This is a genomic window from Streptomyces cellostaticus (assembly GCF_001513965.1).
Taxonomy (GTDB): domain Bacteria; phylum Actinomycetota; class Actinomycetes; order Streptomycetales; family Streptomycetaceae; genus Streptomyces; species Streptomyces cellostaticus.
In genome coordinates this window covers 124,322-143,414 of the sequence record NZ_KQ948017.1, presented here as the reverse complement: position 1 = coordinate 143,414, position 19,093 = coordinate 124,322, and the positions used below count along the sequence as shown (strand labels likewise).

Annotated in this window: 7 protein-coding genes and 2 pseudogenes; 5 read left to right on the top strand and 4 right to left on the bottom strand. The window is 71.9% G+C overall.

Going from position 1 to position 19,093, the window contains the following annotated elements:
* Nucleotides 1-24: 24 nt before the first annotated feature.
* From AQI88_RS07810 to AQI88_RS07800, 3 genes are all read left to right on the top strand, one after another.
* Nucleotides 25-1,623, top strand: coding sequence for an MFS transporter (locus AQI88_RS07810; protein ID WP_066994065.1), 1,599 nt, complete (start codon nucleotides 25-27; stop codon nucleotides 1,621-1,623).
* A 231-nt stretch (nucleotides 1,624-1,854) separates the two neighbouring features.
* Nucleotides 1,855-3,072 carry an MFS transporter gene (locus AQI88_RS07805; RefSeq protein ID WP_341849516.1) on the top strand — a complete coding sequence of 406 codons (1,218 nt, stop codon included), beginning with the start codon at nucleotides 1,855-1,857 and terminating at the stop codon, nucleotides 3,070-3,072.
* A gap of 108 nt (nucleotides 3,073-3,180) precedes the next feature.
* Entirely contained in the window at nucleotides 3,181-3,678 is a 498-nt protein-coding gene (locus AQI88_RS07800; RefSeq protein ID WP_066994062.1) for a DUF6174 domain-containing protein, read from the top strand.
* Here the strand turns inward: AQI88_RS07800 and AQI88_RS45820 are convergent.
* Nucleotides 3,660-3,754, bottom strand: a pseudogene (locus AQI88_RS45820). The gene AQI88_RS07800 and the pseudogene AQI88_RS45820 sit on opposite strands and share 19 nt — an antisense overlap.
* A gap of 108 nt (nucleotides 3,755-3,862) precedes the next feature.
* Here AQI88_RS45820 and AQI88_RS07795 point away from each other — a divergent pair.
* Nucleotides 3,863-4,597 carry a DUF1345 domain-containing protein gene (locus tag AQI88_RS07795; RefSeq protein WP_066994059.1) on the top strand — a complete coding sequence of 245 codons (735 nt, stop codon included), beginning with the start codon at nucleotides 3,863-3,865 and terminating at the stop codon, nucleotides 4,595-4,597.
* Nucleotides 4,598-4,632: 35 nt separating this feature from the next.
* Here the strand turns inward: AQI88_RS07795 and AQI88_RS07790 are convergent, their stop codons facing one another.
* Nucleotides 4,633-5,028, bottom strand: coding sequence for a GNAT family N-acetyltransferase (locus tag AQI88_RS07790; protein WP_066994056.1), 396 nt, complete (start codon nucleotides 5,026-5,028; stop codon nucleotides 4,633-4,635).
* Nucleotides 5,029-5,140: 112 nt separating this feature from the next.
* Here AQI88_RS07790 and AQI88_RS07785 point away from each other — a divergent pair, with 112 nt between their 5' ends.
* Nucleotides 5,141-6,337, top strand: coding sequence for a cytochrome P450 (locus AQI88_RS07785; protein WP_159050310.1), 1,197 nt, complete (start codon nucleotides 5,141-5,143; stop codon nucleotides 6,335-6,337).
* Between the two features lie 92 nt (nucleotides 6,338-6,429).
* On the opposite strand, the pseudogene AQI88_RS07780 reads toward AQI88_RS07785, so the two are convergent.
* Nucleotides 6,430-12,201 (bottom strand): annotated as a pseudogene (locus AQI88_RS07780) (SDR family NAD(P)-dependent oxidoreductase); the annotation flags it as partial.
* A 7-nt stretch (nucleotides 12,202-12,208) separates the two neighbouring features.
* On the bottom strand, nucleotides 12,209-19,093 hold the full coding sequence (locus AQI88_RS07775) for a type I polyketide synthase (RefSeq protein ID WP_066994048.1): 6,885 nt from the start codon (nucleotides 19,091-19,093) through the stop codon (nucleotides 12,209-12,211).

The following is a 19,093-nucleotide window of genomic DNA, read 5'->3' as shown; positions in this document are numbered from 1 at the left end:
GCCTCCCTCACGTTGGGACCTCCCATGCCTCGAACCCCCGCCCAGGCCTCCACCCGCGCCTCCCTCCCCATCGGCACGCTCATCGCCGGGTGTCTAGCCGTCTGTCTGGCGCAGATCGGTCTCGCGATGCCGGCCACCCTCAACGGCCTGTTCCAGGAACACCTGCACCCCGTCGGCTCCCAACTCACATGGATTTCCGACGCGTTCCTGCTCCCGGTTGCGGTGCTGGAGCTGACCTTCGGTGTGCTGGGCGACCTCTTCGGCCGCCGACGGCTGCTGATCGGCGGCGCGTTGCTGCTGTGCGCGGGTGAGGTCGTCGCCGCCACCGCCTCCGGCGTCCATCAGCTGTGGACGGGTCAGGCGCTGGCCGGGCTGGGCGCCGCGGCACTGTTCCCGACCTCGCTAGCCATGATCGCGGCCGGGACGCACTCCGCCGCCCAGCGTGCCCGGGCCATCGCCGTCTGGGCGTCCAGCCTGTCCGGAGGCGGCTTCCTCGCCCCGCTGCTCGGCGGGATCACCGGTACCTACGGCTCCTGGCGGTCGGCGTTCGTCGTGGTCGCCGTACTGGCCGCAGTGAGCGCGCTCGTCAGCCTGCTGTGCGCCGCCGACTCCCGGGCGCCGGAAGGGCGTTCACTGGACATCGGCGGTCAGGTCACGATCGGCATCGGCCTGTTCGCCCTCCTCTACGCCGTCATCCAGGGACCGACGGACGGCTGGGGATCCACCCCGGTGGTCGTCGCCTTCACACTCGCGGCCGTCTTCCTCGCCCTGTTCGTCGCCGCCGAACTGCGCGCCCGCTCACCGCTGTTGCGCCTGGATCTCTTCCGCAACCGGTCCTTCGCCATCGCCGCCGTCGTCGCCGTCGTAGGCATGTTCAGCTTCCTGGGCACCGCCTACGCGGCCAGCATCCGACTCGGCCCCATCCAGCACCAGAGCCCGATGCGTACGGCGTTCGCCTTCCTGCTGCTCAACGGGCTCACCCCGTTCCTCACCCCGCTCACGTCCAGGCTGCTGCACCGCCTGCACGCGCGCGTGCCGCTCACCACCGGCCTGGCGCTGATCGCCGCGGGCGACTTCCTCGCCGCCGGCCTGAACGTCGACGACCGGGCGCTCGCCTCCCTGATCCTGCCGCTGGGCCTGGTCGGCGTCGGGTTCGCCCTCACGGTGTCCTCGATCACCGCGACCGCCGTCAACGCGGTTCCGGTCCACCTCGCGGGCATGGCCAGCGGTGCCACGAACCTGCTGCGCGACTTCGGGTTCACGCTCGGCCCGGCCGTCATCGGTGCTGTGGCGCTCGGTCAGGCCGCCACCCGGGTGTCGGCCTCCCTGGCCACGACGCCCGGCCTGAGCACGGAGTCGCGGGGCGCGGCGCACGAGGTGCTGAAGGAGGGCGGCCCGCTTGCCCTGAACTCCGTACCAGCCGAATCCGCACCGGGAGCGGCCCGCACCTACGCCCTTGATGCCCTCGGCCACGGCTACGCCATCGGATTCGTCGTCTGTGGCTGTGCCGCCCTGGTCTCCGCGCTGCTGGTCCTCACCGCGCTGAGAGGAGAAGGCGCGGAGAAGACCGCGTCGCAGGCGGCGGACGAGCAAGAAGCGCGCCGCGCGACGGTGACCGGCTGACAGCGGCGAGGGCCACTGCCTCGCCTTCCGGCGCTGTGCCGCCATGGGGCCTCGAACTCCACGCCCGCTTGGAGCAGCGTCCAGGGCTTTGCAAGAACGGTGGCATGGCGGCGCGTCCGCCGCAGCGCCCGTTGTCTGCAGGCGCCGGAACAGCGGCGAGCCAGCCGACCGCTGCGGGAACACCCCCGCGGAGCGCACGTGCCGGCGGATGTCCGGTGCCTATGGTGGAGTGTGATCAGCAGCGACACCGGGCCTCGGCGGCGGGACCGGCGACGGCCGGGGTACAAGGCCGCAGCGGGCGTCTTCGCCATCGGGATGATGGGGACCACTCTGCCCACTCCGCTGTACGGGTTGTACCGGCAGCAGATCGGGTTCTCCGAACTGATCGTGACAGTCGTCTTCGCCGTCTACGCGGTGGGTGTCATCGCCGCCCTGCTGGTCGCCGGTGGGTTCTCCGACGTGCTGGGGCGGCGACCGGTGCTGATGGCCGCGCTCGGCCTGGCCGCGCTCAGTGCGCTGTGCTTCCTGGCCGAGAGCGGCCTGCCGCTGCTGTACACGGGCCGGGTGCTGTCGGGCTTCTCGGCCGGTCTGCTGAGCGGCACGGGCACCGCTGCCGTCCTCGAACTGGCACCACCCGGACGACGAGGCCGTGCCGGACTGGCGGCGACCGCGGCCAACATGGGCGGACTGGGCCTCGGCCCGCTCGTCTCCGGCATCCTGGCCGAGTACGCCCCCTGGCCGCTCAAGCTGCCCTTCATCGTCCATCTGGCGCTCTTGGCGGCCGCCCTGGCGGTCGTCTGCCTGCTGGCCGAGACCGTGCCCCGCTCCGACCCGCGACCGCCGCTGCGGCCGCAGGGCATGAAGGTTCCGCCACAGGTGCGCGGAGTGTTCGGACCTTGCGCCCTCGCCGCCTTCGCGGGCTTCTCCATGCTCGGCCTGTTCACGGCCGTGGCCCCCGCCTTCCTCACACAGACTCTGGGGGAGCACAACCTGGCGGTCGCCGGTGCCGTCGCCTTCTGCGTGTTCTGCGCCTCGACCTGTGGGCAGCTGCTCATGGGACGGGTCGGTGCGCGCCGAGCCCTGCCCCTGGGCTGTGCGGTGCTCGTCGTCGGGCTCGTCCTCATCGGAGCCTCGCTGCTCCTCGAGTCCTTTCCGCTGCTGCTGGCCGGCGCGCTGACCGGTGGCACGGGGCAGGGAATGGCGTTTCGCGCGGGGCTGACCGAGGTGAGCGACGCAGCGCCCGGCGCGCACCGGGGTGCCACCATCTCGGCGTTCTTCGTCGTCGCGTACGTGGGGATCTCCTTGCCAGTCGTCGGGGTGGGGGCCATGACGGTGGCGCTGGGCCTGCGCACCGCGGGCGTGGTGTTCACGGTGTGTGCGGTCCTGCTGGTGACGGCGGTGGGCGTGCAGGTGAGACGGAGCCTGCCCGAGGCCGCTGTCCGGTCGTGAGCGACGAGGACCGCCCACATCCGGCTCCGCGAACGTCCGGCCGCGCTCCGGCGTCACAGGACAGACAGACAGACAGACAGACAGCCGGCGAAGGCGACAGGCCCGCACATGACATCCGTACGACCCGTTCCGCGATCCCCGCTGCCACGCATCGCACTGCTTGCAGGGCTTGTGTGGGTGGCCGCCGCCTGCGGAGCAGAGTCCGGGTCCGGCAAAGCTGCGCAGGCGGGCAGCAGCGCCTGGAAGGAGCCGTCGGCGTACACGTACACCCTGAACTCGACCGGGGGAGAGCGGCCCTTGACCGGCACCTTCCGGGTGACCGTGCGGGACGGGAAGGTGGAGCACGCGGTGGGGCTGGACGAACAGAGCCGCAGGGTGGTTCAGCGGTCGCCCGGGATCGTGCCGACCATCCGCGGACTGGTGAAGGAACTGGAGCAGGCGCGGCGCGACGGCGCGGACACGGCGGAGGCGGAGTACGCGAACGCCGGGTATCCGCTGCGGATCACGCTGGACCCGGACGCGAACGCCGTTGACGACGAAGCCCGGTATGTGATCAGCGACTACACGCCCGGCCGTGCCCAGCACTGCGGAGAGGGCAGGATTTGAACCTGCGTGGGCCTTGTGGGGCCCGACCTTGAGGCGTGCTCGCTGGTCCCCGATAAGCCACTCCGGGCACCTCTCCCTGTTCCCGGCCTTCGGTTTCCCGTGCCGTTCACATGCAGAAGAGTGACAGCCGCTGCTGACACGGGCCTGACACGCCGAGGTGACGTGGACCGGGACAATCATCGCCATGACCGATGACATGGACGACGCCGAGAGCCGCTTGGCCAGGATCGAGCGGCTGCTGGAGAGCGGGGAGCGTGAGCTCGTCCCGGCGTGGCAGCGGGCGACGCGCGGTGAGCCGCGCTGGGCGGTGACCGCCGTGATCCTGGTGGCGGTAGCCCTCCAGCTGATGCTGCCGCACCGGCTCTCGCTCCCGCCGTACTGGGCGCTGCCGGCGCTGGAGTTGGTGCTGCTGGCCGGCCTGACCGCCGCGAACCCGCGACGGGTCGAGCCGCGGTCGCGTCGGCTGCGGTGGCTGGGCCTGGGTCTGATCTGTGTCATCAGCCTGGCCAACGGCCTGGCGGCGGTCCGGCTGGTGGCGGACCTGGTGAACGGCAGCGCGGGGGCTGACGCGGTGCCGCTGTTGCTGACCGGCGGCGGCATCTGGCTGACGAACGTCATCGTGTTCGCCCTGTGGTACTGGGAGTGGGATCGCGGCGGCCCGATGGCGCGGGCGCTCGGCCGGCGGCAGTTCGCCGACTTCCTCTTCGTGCAGATGCAGAGCCCGGAGGTCGCACCGGCGGACTGGGAGCCCGCGTTCCTGGACTACCTGTACCTGTCGTTCACCAACTCCACCGCCTTCAGCCCGACCGACGTCATACCACTGTCGCGGTGGGCCAAAATGCTGATGATGCTGCAGTCCTCGGTATCCCTGGTGACCGTGGTCCTGGTGGTCGCCCGGGCCGTCAACATCCTGAAGTAGCAGGCCGAGCCGGGGGAGCGGACCGGCCGAGAGCGCTAGAGAGCGATCAGACCGGCTGTCGTCTCCTTGAAGCCGCAGGCATCGAAGTAGAACGCACGCAGGTGATCCTCGAAGTCGACATGAAGCCACTCGCACTCCGCGGCACGGGCCTGTTGGGCCGCGGTGGCCACCAGAGCGGCGCCGACTCCCCTCGCCCGGCAGTGCCGGGCCACCACGGTGTCCAGGACGAAGGCATGGGCTCCGCCGTCCCAGACGACGTTGACGAAGCCGATCAGCGAGCCGTCTTCCCACGCGCACACCCAGCCGAGGCTGTGGCGCCGCAGTCGTGCCTGCCAGTCGGTCTCGGCTACCGGATGGCCGAAGCCGTCGGCGTGCAGCGCGTTGAGGGCCGCATTGTCGAAGTCGCCCCGCCACTCGTACGTGATCGTCATGCCCTGATCCTAGTGTCCGTGCATTTGGAACGTCTTCACTTCTTGTGATGCCCTGTGGAATGATGACGGGTGTGGAGATGGACGGGCAATCGTACCCCGGGACAGGATGGAAATGACCGTAATTTTCGATCCGCGAGATCCGTCAGTACGCACAGACCCCTACCCGATCTATCGACGCCTGCGTGAAGCGGATCCGATCCATCAATCGGACTTCGGTTACTGGGTTCTTTCGCGCTATGCCGATGTCGATGCCGTACTGCGGGCCCCCGAAGCTTCGAGCGAGTTCTATCGGAACACCACCTGGGCCAACCGCCGTGGCGGTCCGGAGAGCCCGCTCGTCCGGAGCGTGCAGAATTGGATGCTCATGCTCGACGGGCCCGCCCATCGGCGGATCCGCAGTGTGATCAGCAAGGTCTTCACCCGCGCCTCCGTGGAGCGATTAAGGCCGCGTATAGCCGCTGAGACGGGCCGGCTGCTCGACGCCGTGGGCGAAGGGGAGACCGATCTGATCCAGAGTCTCGCTCTCCCCCTTCCCGTGACCGTGACCTGCGAACTTCTCGGTCTTCCCACCGATGACCGCGACCAGTGCCGTCGCTGGACGGAGCACATCAGCCGTGTCATCGACCCCTCGATAACCGTCCAGGACACGGCCGACATGAATGCGGCGGAAGTGGAGTTCCGGGCCTACGTATCCGGTCACATCGAAGAGCGCAGGGCCACGCCGCGAGACGATATCCTGTCCCTCCTCGTGCACGCCGAGGTCGATGGCGACCGGTTGTCCGAGGAAGAGATCATCGCCAATATTCAATTCCTGTTCGTCGCGGGCCACGAGACAACGGTCAATCTGATCGGAAACGGTCTCCTGGCATTGCTCGGGCACCCCGAACAGCTGCGGATGCTGCGCGACAATCCAGAATTGATCCCCAACTCTGTCGATGAAATATCCCGATACGACCCCCCGGTGCAGATCGTCTCCAGAATTCTGACCGGAAGCGTCGGGCTCGGGGACGTCACGCTTCCCGAGGGAGCCAAGGTAATGCTTCTCTTCGGGGCGGCCGGCCGTGACCCGGAGCGTTATCCGGATCCTGACCGGCTCGACGTGACCCGCACCGGAACAAAAACGCTGGCTTTCAGCGGTGGCCCCCACTACTGCCTCGGCGCGGGACTCGGAAAAATGGAAACCTCCATCGTGCTGACGGAGTTGCTGCGCCGGTACTCGAAGATCGAACTCACCGGTGAGGACCTGGTCTGGCGGCGGAACGTCAGCTTCCGGGGCCTGCAGGAGCTGCCCCTCAGGCTGATGCACTGACCTGGACCGGCACGAGAAACGGCCGGGGTCCGTGAGCCGGGCCCCGGCCGGCATCAGCCGAAGGTGTCCCGCAACCAGTCACGCATCAGGCCCGCGGTGTACGGGGCTTCGTCCTCCATCATGGTGAAGTGGTTGCCACGGGTGACCACGGCGGTGTGGTCGAACGGCCAGACCGGTGCCCAGTCCGCAGGCCAGCCCTCCAGCGGGGACCCCGCGCGCACGAACAGCACCGGGGCCGGCAGGTCGTGGAACGGCCAGTCGAACGTGTCGTAGTGCAGCATGGCGGTGATCCAGTTGTCGTCGCCGGGTATCGCGACATTCGGGTCATCGGCCCGGTCCTGCAACTCGCCCCGCAGACCGGGGGCCAGGAAGGCGAGCCGTTCGTCGTCGCCGGGGGAGTAGCTGTCCAGCAGTATGACGCCGGCGGGTGGCCTGCCCTGGTCGTACAGGTACCGGGCGAGCATGTGGGCGATCAGCCCGCCGGAGGAGAGACCGGCGAGGACGAAGGGACGCTCTCCCAGCTCTGCCCGCAGAGCGGCGGCGTGCGTCTCCAACAGCACTTCCGGGCTGTCCGGGAGCGCTTCGCCGCTGCGGAAACCCACTTGCCGCAACACCCATACGTCTCGCTCGCCCTGGAACGGCTTTGCCAGGCGCGCGTACTGCACCGGATCCGACGTGCCCACGGCCGAGGTGACACACACCAGAGCCGGTCCCTGCGGGCCACTGGCGAGCCGGGTCGGGCGTGGGATCCTCGGCAGCTCGTCAAGCGAGGTGTAGGAGGCGCGCCGCCGCGCCCAGTCGGTGGCGGCGATCCGGACGAGCATCTGGCTGACGGTCTCGCGCTCCTCCTCCGCTGCCGGTTCGTCCTGCGGGCGGGCCAGCACCTCCGTCAGATGCCGGACCAGCAACAGCGGCGTCTGATGGTCGAAGACGACGGTCGGCCGCAGCCGCGTGTCGAGGGCCTCGTTGAGGTGGTTGCGGATGCGGACGGCGGCCAGTGAGTCCACGCCCATCTCCAGGAACCCGGCGTGCGCGCTGAGTTCGTCCGTGCCGTCATGTCCGAGAGCCAGCGCGGTCTTGCCCAGCACCAGGTCGAGCAGCGCCTCATCCCGCTCCGGTTCGCCGAGGCGGCCGAGCAGGTGACGCAGACCGGCATCCGGGGTTTCCGGCCGGCTCACCAGTTCGCGCAGCAGGGGCCTGCCCTGGTCGCGCAGGCCGATCCGGGCGGGCACCAGGACCGGGTCGTCGAGCGCGACCGCGGCGTCGAAGAGCGCCAGTGCCTCCTTCGTGGACAGGGAGTCCGCCGCCCTGTCGAGATGACGGGTCATGTCACTGCGTTCCGCCCACAGTCCCCAGGCGAGCGAGAGCGCAGGCAGCCCCCGTGCGCGCCGGTGGTGCGCCAGCGCGTCGAGTACGGCGTTGGCGGCTGCGTAGTTCGACTGGCCCGCGCTGCCCGCGGTGGCGGCAGCCGAAGAGAACAGCACGAACGACTTCAGCGGCAGGTCCTGGGTCAGCTCGTGCAGGGCGAGCGCGGCCTCCGCCTTCGGGCGCAGGACAGCGTCGATGCGGTCCTGGGTCATGGTCGTCACCACGCCGTCGTCGAGTACCCCGGCGGCGTGGACGACGATCGTCGGGCGGTGCGCGGCGAGGAGTTGGGCCAGCTCCGTCCGGTCCGCGACATCGCAGGCGGCGACGGTGACGGCAGCGCCCAGAGAGGTGAGTTCGTGCCGAAGTCCGGGTGCCTGGCCGCGGCGGCTGACCAGGACCAGGCGCCGCACCCCGTGCGCGGTGACCAGGTGGCGGGCCAGCAGCCGGCCGAGCGTGCCGGTGCCGCCGGTGATCAGTACCGTGTCCTCGGGCCCGCCGAACGTCCCGGCGCCCCGCGCAGCGGCCCGCACCAGCCGGCGGGCCAGCACCTGTCCGCCGCGCAGAGCGACCTCCGGTTCGTCCGCGGCCAGGGCGGCGGCCATCGTCTGCGGGGTGATCTCGTCGGCGTCCAGCAGGACGAACCGGCCCGGTTCCTCGGTCTGCGCCGACCGGACCAGGCCGATGACGGCTGCCCCGGCCAGGTCGGGGACGTCGTCGCCGGACCTGGCGCCCACCGCGCCCGAGGTGAGGAACACCAGCCTGGAATCGGCGAACTCCGGGCTCGCGATCCAGCGCTGGACCAGCCTCAGTGCGCGGTGCGCGGATTCCCGTACCGAACCGGCGGAGCCTGCGACGAGCACCGCGCCGGGCGCCGGCAGACCCGCGGACATCGCCTTCTCCAGGGCGCGGAAGTCGGCGAAAGCGGGGAACCGGTCGGTCTCGAATCCCACGGCCGCGATGCTGTCCGACGCGACACCGCCCGCGGGGTGCACCTCGACCCACTTGTTCCGGAACAGCGCGTCCTGCGGGGCATCCGTCCGCACGGCAGCCGGCCGCAGCACCAGTGAGTCCACGGACAACACCGGCTCGCCCTCGCCGTCGGTGACGGTCAGTCGTACCCCGCCGTCGAACGACCCCTGCAACCGCACCCGCAGCGTGGACGGCTCGGCCGCCCGCGCGCTCACACCGGTCCACGCGAACGGGAGCAACGGGCCGTCGGATGCCGGGGCCTCGCCACCGAATCCGAGCGCGTGCAGAGCGGAGTCCAGCAGCGCCGGATGGACCACAAAACCGCGGGCGTCCACCGGGCAGGCCACCTCGGCGAAGACCGTGTCGCCGCGCCGCCACACCGTCCGCAGCCCCTGGAACGCCGGGCCGTAGCGCAACCCTCGGTCCACGAGTGAGGGATAGAGCCCGGCGTGCGGGACCGGCTCCGCACCGGCGGGCGGCCACTCCTCGAGTTCCTCGGGCTCGGCAGGCGCCGGGCTCAGCACGCCTTGACCGTGACGCACCCAGTCCGCACCGTCCACTCGCGCATGGAGGTCCAGGCTGCGGCGCCCGGTGCGATCCGGTGCGCCGACGCGCAGCTGCACCGTCGCGGCACCGTCGTCGGGCAGGACCAGCGGCCGTTCCAGGGTCAGTTCCTCGACCGTGGCACACTGAGCCGCTGCGCCCGCGTGCAGCGCGAAGTCGAGCCAGGCGGTGCCGGGCAGGATCACCTCGTCCAGCACCCGGTGGTCGGCCAGCCACCCGGACGACGCCACCGACAGGCGTCCGGTCAGCACGAACTCGTCGCTCTCCGCCAGCTCGACAGCCGTCCCCAGAACGGGATGACCACCGCTTCTGGCCTCACCCGGCATCAGCCAGTACCGCTTGCGTTCGAACGGATACGTCGGCAGCTCGGCGAACGCGGGTGTGTCCGGCGCCGCCCACGCGGTCCATCGCGGCCCGAGACCGCGGACGTACAGCTCGGCGAGGGAGCCGAGCAGCGCCCTGCGGCCGTCCTCCTGGCGACGCAGCGATCCGACGACCACGGCCTTGTCGCCGACGGCTTCCAGCACCGCCGGGACCAGTACGGGATGCGGGCCGACCTCCACGAAGAACGAGTGCTCCGGCACCGCGAGCCCCGCGACGGCGTCGTGGAACCGCACGGGCAGGCGCAGGTTCCGGTACCAGTACCCGGCGTCCAGCTCCGGCCCGGCGAGTACGCCGCCGGTCACCGCGGAATGGAAGGGGATCTCCGTGGCCTTCGGCGAAACCGGCGCCAGCTCGGCGAGGACGCGGTCGCGGACGCGCTCCACCTCCGGCGAATGGGACGCGTAGTCCACCGCCAGCTTGCGCACCCGCACGCCGGCCTCGGCCAGGTCGGCCAGCAAGGCGTCGAGAGCGTCGACGGCTCCGGCGACCACCGTCGACCCCGGCCCGTTGACCGTCGCGATCGACAGCCGCTCGTCCAGCCGGGACCGCAGTTCGTCCGCGGGCAGCTCCACCGAAGCCATGCCGCCACGGCCGGACAGCTCCGTCAGCGCCTTCGCGCGCAGGGCGACCACCAACGCCGCATCCTCCAGGGACAGCGCGCCCGCGACATGCGCCGCCGCGATCTCTCCCTGGCTGTGGCCCACCACGGCATCCGGCTCGATACCCGAGGCGCGCCAGAGGCCGGCGAGGGAGATCATGACCGCGAACAGCGCCGGCTGCACCACGTCCACGCGCTCCAGCGAAGGCGCCCCCGGCTGCTGCCGCAGCACTGCCGGCAGGTCCCAGCCGACATGCGGGGCCAGCGCCTCGGCGCAGCGGTCGACGTGTTCCCGGAACACCGGAGACGAATCCAGCAGGTCGGCGGCCATTCCCGGCCACTGTCCGCCCTGGCCGGGGAAGACGAACACCACCTTGCCCGTCAGGTCGGCCGTGCCCGTGACGAGGCCCGGCGCGGCGCTGCCCCGGCTCAGCGCGGTCAACCCGGTCCGCGGATCGGCGTCGAGCACCACCGCACGGTGATCGAACGTGCTGCGGGAGGTGACCAGCGCGTGCGCGAGAGCCGCCGGTTCCCTGCCGTCCAGGTGCGACAGCAGCTGTCTCGACCGGGCGCGCAGCGCGGAATCGGTCCGCGCGGACAGTACCCACGGCAGCGGCTGACCCTCGACGGCCTCGGGCGCCCCGACGGACGGCGCCTCTTCGAGGATCACATGGGCGTTGGTGCCGCTGATCCCGAACGCGGACACCCCGGCGCGCCGGGGCCGGCCCGCACCGGCCGGCCAGGGGCGGCTCTCGGTGAGCAGCTCCAACGCGCCCGAGTTCCAGTCCACATGCGACGACGGGCTGTCCACGTGCAGCGTCTTCGGGAGGGTCCGGTGCCGCAGCGCCAGCACCGTCTTGAGTACTCCGGCGATGCCGGCCGCGGCCTGGGTGTGCCCGATGTTCGACTTCACCGACCCGAGGGCCAGTGGGGTTTCCCGGTCGCGGCCGTAGACGGCCTGCAACGCCGATGCCTCGATCGGGTCGCCCAGCCGGGTCCCCGTGCCATGCGCTTCCACGGCGTCCACATCCCGGCTGCGCAGCCCGGCGTCGGCCAGCGCGTCGCGGATGACGCGCTGCTGCGAGAGCCCGTTCGGCGCGGTCAGCCCGTTGGACGCGCCGTCGGAGTTGATCGCGGTGCCCCGAACGACCGCCAGCACGGGGTGACCGTGGGCAAGGGCGTCCGCCAGCCGCTCGACGAGGACGACGCCGGCGCCCTCGCCCCAGCCGACGCCGTCCGCCGCCTCCGCGAACGCTTTGCAACGGCCGTCGGCGGCCAGCCCGCCGTTGCCGTGGAACGCGGCGAACACGCCGGGCGTGGACATCACCAGGACGCCCCCGGCCAGCGCGAGATCGCACTCCCCGGAGCGCAGCGACCGAACGGCCAGGTGCAGGGCCACGAGCGAGGAGGAGCACGCGGTGTCGATCGAGACCGACGGGCCCTCCAGACCGAGCAGATAGGAGACCCGCCCGGACAGCACGCTCGCCGCGGTGGCCGTCGCCAGGTGGTCACCGTGCTCGTTGTGGTTGCTGACCTCGCCCAGCAGCCTGCGGTAGTCGTGGTCGCTGGTCCCGGTGAACACCCCGGTGCGGGAGCCGCGCAGGGACACCGGATCGATTCCGGCCCGCTCCACCGCCTCCCACGAGATCTCCAGCATCAGCCGCTGCTGCGGGTCCATCGACAGGGCCTCACGGGGACCGATCCCGAAGAAGCGGGCGTCGAACCAGGCCGGGTCGGAAAGGAACGCCGCCGCGCCGGTGAACTCCTCCGGCCACCCGCGGTCGGCGGGAAACGGCGTCACCGCGTCGCGGCCCTCGCGCAGCAGCCGCCACAGCCCGTCCGGGTCGCTCACGCCCCCGGCGTATCTGCAGCCCATGCCCACCACGGCGACGGGCTCGTGTGCGCTCGCCTCGGCCACCCGCAGCCGCTCCCGGGTCTCCCGCAGCGCGGCGGTGAGGCGCTGCAGGGTGTCGAGCACCTTGCCGTCATCAGTCATCGAGGCGGTCCTTCAGCGTCAAGGAGAGCTCTTGTTCGGCGCGGCTCAGCATGGTGTCGAGATCCGCTGTCCCGTACTCCGCCTGGGCGGTGTGCTCGGGCTCCTCGGGAGCCGGGGCGAGTGCCGCGTCCAGATACCCGGCCAGCGCGGTCGGCGTGGGATGGTCGAACAGCGCGCTCGCGGGCACCCGCAGCCCGGTCTCCGTGCTCAGCTGGTTGCGCAACTCCACGACACCCAGGGAGTTGAGCCCCTGTTCGTGGAAGGGCTTGCCCGGCCGGATCTGCGCGGCGGAGTCGTGCCCGAGCACCCGCGCTGCGTGGTGGCACACCAGGTCGCGCAGCGCGCGGGCCCGCTCGGCAGCGGACATTCCGGCAAGCCGCCGTACGAGTGAGGAGACCTCCTCGGGGGGCGCGGCAGCCTTGCTCTGCTGCACTTCGGGCAGGTTCGCGAGCAGGGGGCTGTGCCGGGTGGTGGCGAACACCGAGAGGAAGCGCGCCCAGTCCACGTCCGCGATCACCAGCCCGGACTCGTCATGTCCGAAGGCCAGGGCCAGTGCGGCGATCGCCAGCTCCGGGTCGAGTACCGTCATGCCGTTGCGGCGCAGTCGTGCACCGACGACGTCCGCGTCCGCCCCGTCCACCGCCATGCCGCCGGCTCCCCACGGCCCCCAGGCCACCGACGTGGCCGCGAGCCCGTCGGCGCGACGCTGCTCGGCCAGCGCGTCGAGGTACGTGTTCGCGGCCGCGTAGTTGGCCTGACCGGCGTTGCCCACCGCGCCGGTGGCCGAGGAGAACAGCACGAACACCGCGACGTCGCCCGCGAGTTCGTGGAGGTGCTTCGCACCCCCGGCCTTCGCGTGCAGGACCCGCTCCAACCGGTGCGGGTCCAGCGCGTCGATCACACCGTCGTCCAGGACCCCGGCCGCGTGCGCGACCGCGGCCAGCGGGCGGTCCTCGGGGATCTGGGCGAGCAGGGCCGCCACTTCGTCCCGGTCGCCCACGTCACAGGCGGCGGTGTCGACCTCGGCGCCGAGCGCGGTCAGTTCGGCCACCAGCTCGGGATCGTTCGCGTGCCTGCCCGTCAGGAGCAGCCGCTCGACTCCTGCCGCGGCGAGCCACCGGGCGACCCGCCTGCCCAGCGCGCCGAACGCTCCGGTGATGAGCGTGGTCCCGCGCAGGGGCCAGTCACGCCGGGGCGCGTCTCCTACCGGTGCGTGCAGCAGACGCCGGACGAACACCCCGGAGGCGCGCACGGCGACCTGGTCCTCCGCACCGGACAGCACCCCGGCCAGCCGCTCGGCCGCCTCCGCATCCACCGTGGGCGGGAGATCGACCAGCCCGCCCCACCGCTGGGGGTGCTCCAGTGCCGCGACCCGGCCGAGCCCCCACACCATGGCCTGCGCCGGGCTGTCGAGCCGGTCGCCGTGGCCCGTGGACACCGCTCCCTGCGTCGCGCACCACAACGGCACGTCGAGTTCGGCATCCCCCATGGCCTGGACGAGCGCCGTGGTCAGCGCGAGTCCCACGGGCAGCTCGGCCGATCCGGGACGCTCCCGCTCGTCCAGCGCCAGGAGAGACAGCACCCCGTCGACGGGTTCGGCGTTCGCGGCGAGCCGCTCGGCGATCTCCGCGCGGTCCGCGCCGATGCCGAGAGGCAGCGTCCGGACGCCGAGCGCGTCCGCGAGCAGCTCCGGTACGGGCAGGTCCGCGGAGTGGACGATCAGCCAGTTCCGCCGGCCGGCGACCTGGTCCGCCGCGGGCTGCCAGCTGATCCGGTACCGCAGCCCGTCCATCGCCGCTTCCCGGTCACGGGTACGCCACCACCGCGCCATCGCGGGCACCAGGTCGCTGAGCTTCTGCTCGGTGCTCGTGCCCAGCAGTTCGGCCAGGCGCTGGAGGTCCTGGCTCTCCACCGCCGCCCAGAACGCCGAGTCCGGCTGCCGGGACCGGCTGTCCACCGCGTCGGGCAGCAGCCAGAACCGCTTGCGCTGGAAGGCGTACGTGGGCAGGTCGACCCGGCGTGCCCCGCTCCCCGCGTACCACATCGACCAGTCCGGTCCGTGGCCACGGACCTGCAGGGCCGCGACGGCGCCCAGCACGTCGTCCTGCCGCAGGACCGGGATCACCGTCGCCTCGACGGTCTCGGTGAGGCAGTCGGCGGCCATCTCGGTGAGCGTCGTCTCCGGTCCCAGCTCCAGGAACGTCGTGACGCCCTCGTCCTGCAGCGTCCGCATCCCGTCCAGGAACCTGACCGTGCCACGCACATGGCGAACCCAGTACTCGGGGGAACACAGCTCGTCGGCAGTGGCAGGACGCCCGGTCACATCGGACACGACGGGGATCTCGGGCGGGCTGTAGACCAGACTCTCCGCGACCGCGCGGAACGCGTCGAGCAGCGGATCCATCAGGGACGAATGGAACGCGTGGCTGACCCGCAGACGCTTGGTCCGTCGTCCCTGTGCACGCAGGTGCTCCGCCAGCGCGACGACCGCCTCCTCGACCCCGGAGAGCACCACCGACCGGGGCCCGTTCACCGCCGCCAGCGACACCCCGGGCGGCAGCGGCTCGACCTCGTCCGGCGACGCCGCCACCGCGTACATCGCCCCTTCCTCGGGCAACGCCTGCATGAGCGCGCCCCGCGCCGCGACCAGCAGGCACGCGTCGGGCAGGGACAGCACCCCGGCCAGATGGGCCGCGGTCAGCCCGCCGACCGAGTGCCCCAGCAGCAGGTCCGGGCGGATGCCCCAGCTGTCGAGCAGCCGGAACAGCGCCACCTCGAGGGCGAACAGCCCGGTCTGTGCGAACTCGGTCCGGTCCAGGGCCTCCTGATCCGTACCGAACACCGTCTCTTTCACCGGCAGGCCCAGCCCGGCGCACACCTCGTCGAAAGCCTCGGCGAAGACCGGGTACGCGGCATACAGGGCGCGTCCCATGCCCACGCGCTGGCTTCCCTGTCCGGTCAGCAGGAAGGCCAGGCCGCCCTCGGCCACCGTGCCGACGGTGAGTCCGGGGTCGGTCCTGCCCGCCGCCAGCGCGGTCAGCGAACGCCGCAGCCGATCCTTGTCACCACCGGTGAGTACGGCCCGGTGGGTCAGCGCCGACCGGGTCGTGGCCAGTGAGAAGCCGAGGTCGTGCGCGGTGAGCTCGGGACGGGTGTCCCCGTGCGCGGCGAGCCGTCCGGCCTGGGCGCGCAGCGCCGCCTCCGAGCCGCCGGAGAGCGTCCACACGGGCGGGACGGTCTTCGTGGGCTCCGCCGCAGCCACCGGCTCGGCGGGCGGCTGCTGAAGGATCACGTGCGCGTTGGTGCCGCCGATCCCGAACGACGACACGCCCGCCCGCCGCAGAGGGCCCGCATCGGGCCACGGAGTCCGCTCGGTCACCAGCCGCAGCCCCGCGTCCCAGTCCACGTGCGGGCTGGGCCGGTCGACGTTGAGGGTGGCCGGGATCACCCCGTGCCGCATGGCCAGCACCATCTTCATCACACCTGCCGCGCCCGCCGCGGCCTGCGTGTGCCCCAGGTTGGACTTCACGGAGCCCACCAGCAGCGGCCGGCCCGGCGGCCGGTGCGCCCCGTACGCCTCCAGCAGCGCGCCGGCTTCGATCGGGTCGCCGAGCTTCGTGCCGGTGCCGTGCGCCTCCACGACGTCCACGTCGGACGGCCCGAGCCGGGCGTCGGCGAGCGCGGTGACCAGCAGCCGGTGCTGAGCGGCCCCGTTGGGCGCGGTGAGCCCGTTGCTCGCTCCGTCGGAGTTGACCGCGGAGCCTGCGATCAGGGCGAGCACCGGATGGCCGTTGCGGCGTGCGTCGGAGTACCGCTCCACGAGGAGCATCCCACCGCCCTCCGCCCAGACGGTGCCGTCGGCATCCTCGGCGAACGGCTTCAGCCGCGCGTCCGGCGCCAGCCCGCCCTGGCGGCTGAACTCGATGAACACCTTGGGCGAGGACAGCACGGTCACCCCGCCCGCCAGGGCCAGCGAGCACTCGCCACGGCGCAGCGCGGCGGCGGCGAGATGCAGGGCGACCAGCGACGACGAACACGCCGTGTCGATCGAGAGATTGGGCCCTTCCAGCCCCAAGGCGAACGAGATCCGGCCGGAGGCCACACTGGCCACGGTCCCGATCGCCAGATGCGGTCGTACGGCGATGTCCCCGTGCCCGGGACCGGTGCCGTAGTCACCGTGGGACAAGCCGGCGTAGACCCCGGTGTCGCTGCCGCGCAGCGTGGCCGGGTCGATCCCGGCCCGTTCACAGGCCTCCCAGGACAGTTCGAGCAGCAACCGCTGCTGCGGGTCCATGTCGAGCGCCTCGTGTCCGCCGATGCCGAAGAACGCGGGATCGAACTCCGCGGCGTCGTGCAGGAACCCGCCCTGGCGCACATAGCTGGTGCCCGGCCGTTCCCGTTCCGGGTCGTACAGGCCGGCCAGATCCCAGCCGCGGTCCTCCGGCATCGCCGAGATGGCGTCACGGTCCGAGACGATCAACCGCCACAGGTCCTCGGGCGATTGCACCCCGCCGGGGAAGCGGCAGCTCATCCCGACGATGGCGATCGGCTCGTCCGAACCGGTGCGGCGGGGGAGGGCGGGCATCGGCCGGGTTGCACGGTTCTCCAGGTGCGCGGCCAGCCGGTTCGGGGTGGGGTGGTCGAAGAGCGCGGCGGTGGCGATCTTGAGCCCGGTCCGCTTCCGCAGCCGTTTCACCAGTTCCACGGCGGCGAGGGAGTCCAGCCCGAGGTCGAAGAACGACCGGTCGGGACCGTAGCCGCCCACGATCATCGCCTCGGTCTCGGTCCGGATCACCCGGCGCAGATCTGCCGGCCGGGATACGGCGCGCGAGGGCGGCTGTGCCACGTCGGCCGGCAGATGGATGCGCCGGCCGCCCCAGCCGCGGAAGACCGCGGGCCACCGCACCGGGACGCCATGGGTGTGCAACTCGCCCAGCGTGCCGAGGACGGCGTGCAGATCCGACTGCTCGGCGCCGCCGCGCAGGGCGGCGGTGACCAGCGCGGCCGAGGCGACCGGCTCGGGCAGTGTCTCCTCGACCAGCGCGGCGAGCACACCGTTGGCGCTCATGTCCACGTAGGTGTCCACGCCCGCCGCGTCGAGACCGGTTACACAGGAGAGGAAATGCCCGGTGCCACGCACCTGCGCACCCCAGTACTCGGGCAGGCTGACCACCCCGGGATCCGAGCCGAGCCCGTTGTGGACCGGGACGAGGGGAATACCCGGCGGTTGCCGGGACAGACCGCGGGCGAACTGCTCGAAGTCGGCGGCCATCGCTGCCATGTGCGGTGAATGGAAGGCCCGGTCGACCGGCAGCTGCTTCACCTTGCGCCCGCGCTCCGACCACAGCCCGGCGATCCGCAGCACCGTGTCGCGGTCGCCCGAGATCACCACGGAGTTCGGGGCGTTCACCGCGGAGACCCCGGCCAGGTGCTCGAACCCGGTCAGCGACTCGAGCGCCTCGGCCTCCGAGACCCGCAGGGCGACCATCGCGCCGCCGACGGGTGTCTTCTCCCGGAACAGCCGGATCCGCTCGGCCAGCAACGCGCAGACGTCGGGCAGGGAGAACACCCCGGCCACCGTCGCCGCGGCCAGTTCCCCCACCGAGTGCCCCGCAACATAGTCCGGGCGCACCCCCCAGTCCTCGAACTGCCTGAAGAGCGCCACCTGGAGGGCGAACAGAGCGTCCTGCGTGTAGAGCGCCTGGTCGGCCGGTGCGACCTCGGTGTGGCCGTCGCCGAGCAGCAGCTCACGCACCGACCAGGTGGAGACCGCCTCCATGTGGGCGCACACTTCGTCGAGCGCGTCGGCGAACACGTCGAACAGGGGATACAGCTGTCGTCCCATACCCGGCCGCTGCCCACCCTCACCGGGGAAGAGGAAAGCCACCTTGCGCCCGGCGCCGGCCTCCCCGGCGCCGCCCCGGCCCGCGGCGAGTTCACCGAGCCCCTCGGTAAGCTCCGCGCGGTCGGAGGCGAGCAGCACCGCCCGGTGCGGCTGGTGCTGCCGGGCGACCGCCAGGGTGTGCGCGGTGTCGAGCAGATCCGGGCCGTCCGGCTCGGCCAGGCGGACGCGCAGGCTCTCCGCCTTGCCGCGCAGTGTCTCCTCACTGTCCGCCGACAGCACCACCGGCAGCGTCGGGACCACGGTCCTGGTCGACTGCCGTGTCCGTGCGGGCGGCTGCGACAGCACCAGCGCGCAGGCCGTACCCGCCCCGTCCACGCAGCCGAACAGGGCGGTCAGACGGCTGTCCGGGCCGAGCGCAACGCCCGGTACGGGAACGTGTCTCCGGCCGAGCAGCACGGGCAGGTCCAGCAGAGCCGTCACCGCGTCCTGCTCCTCGCCCGGCTCGGCGCCGTCGAGGAGCCCGTCCAGCGGAGCCTCGGCCGCGCGATAGCCGTGCCGCCAGACGAAGTGGATGCCGTCGGGGCCCACCCCGGAGCGCGCACAGGCCTGCCGTACGACGTCGCCCCGGCCCAGGGCGCTCCCGTCGATCACGCAATGGATCGGGTCGCCTTCGGCCACCGCGGCCGAGGCCGGCTTCAGCACCAGGAAGGCGCTGCTCCCGTCGGGTGCGAGGACCCCGGCGAGCGCGAGCGCGGACTCGCCCGCGCGGATGCTCTGGCAGGCCAGGTGGACCACCCCGGCGGGCAGGGTGTCCAGCGTCAGCACGGGCCCGAGCACGCCGAGTTCGGTGGCGATCAGGTCGGCCTGCGCCATGGCGAACACCCCGGCCGCCGTGTCCCGCAGCCGTTCCGGTACGACGCCGGCGTTCTCCAGCGCCCGCAGCGCCGCCTCGGCCGGGGCAGCCGCTGCAGAACAAGGGGATATGCCGATGACCGCGACGGACGCCGGACCGGCAGTGCTGCTCGGTTGCAT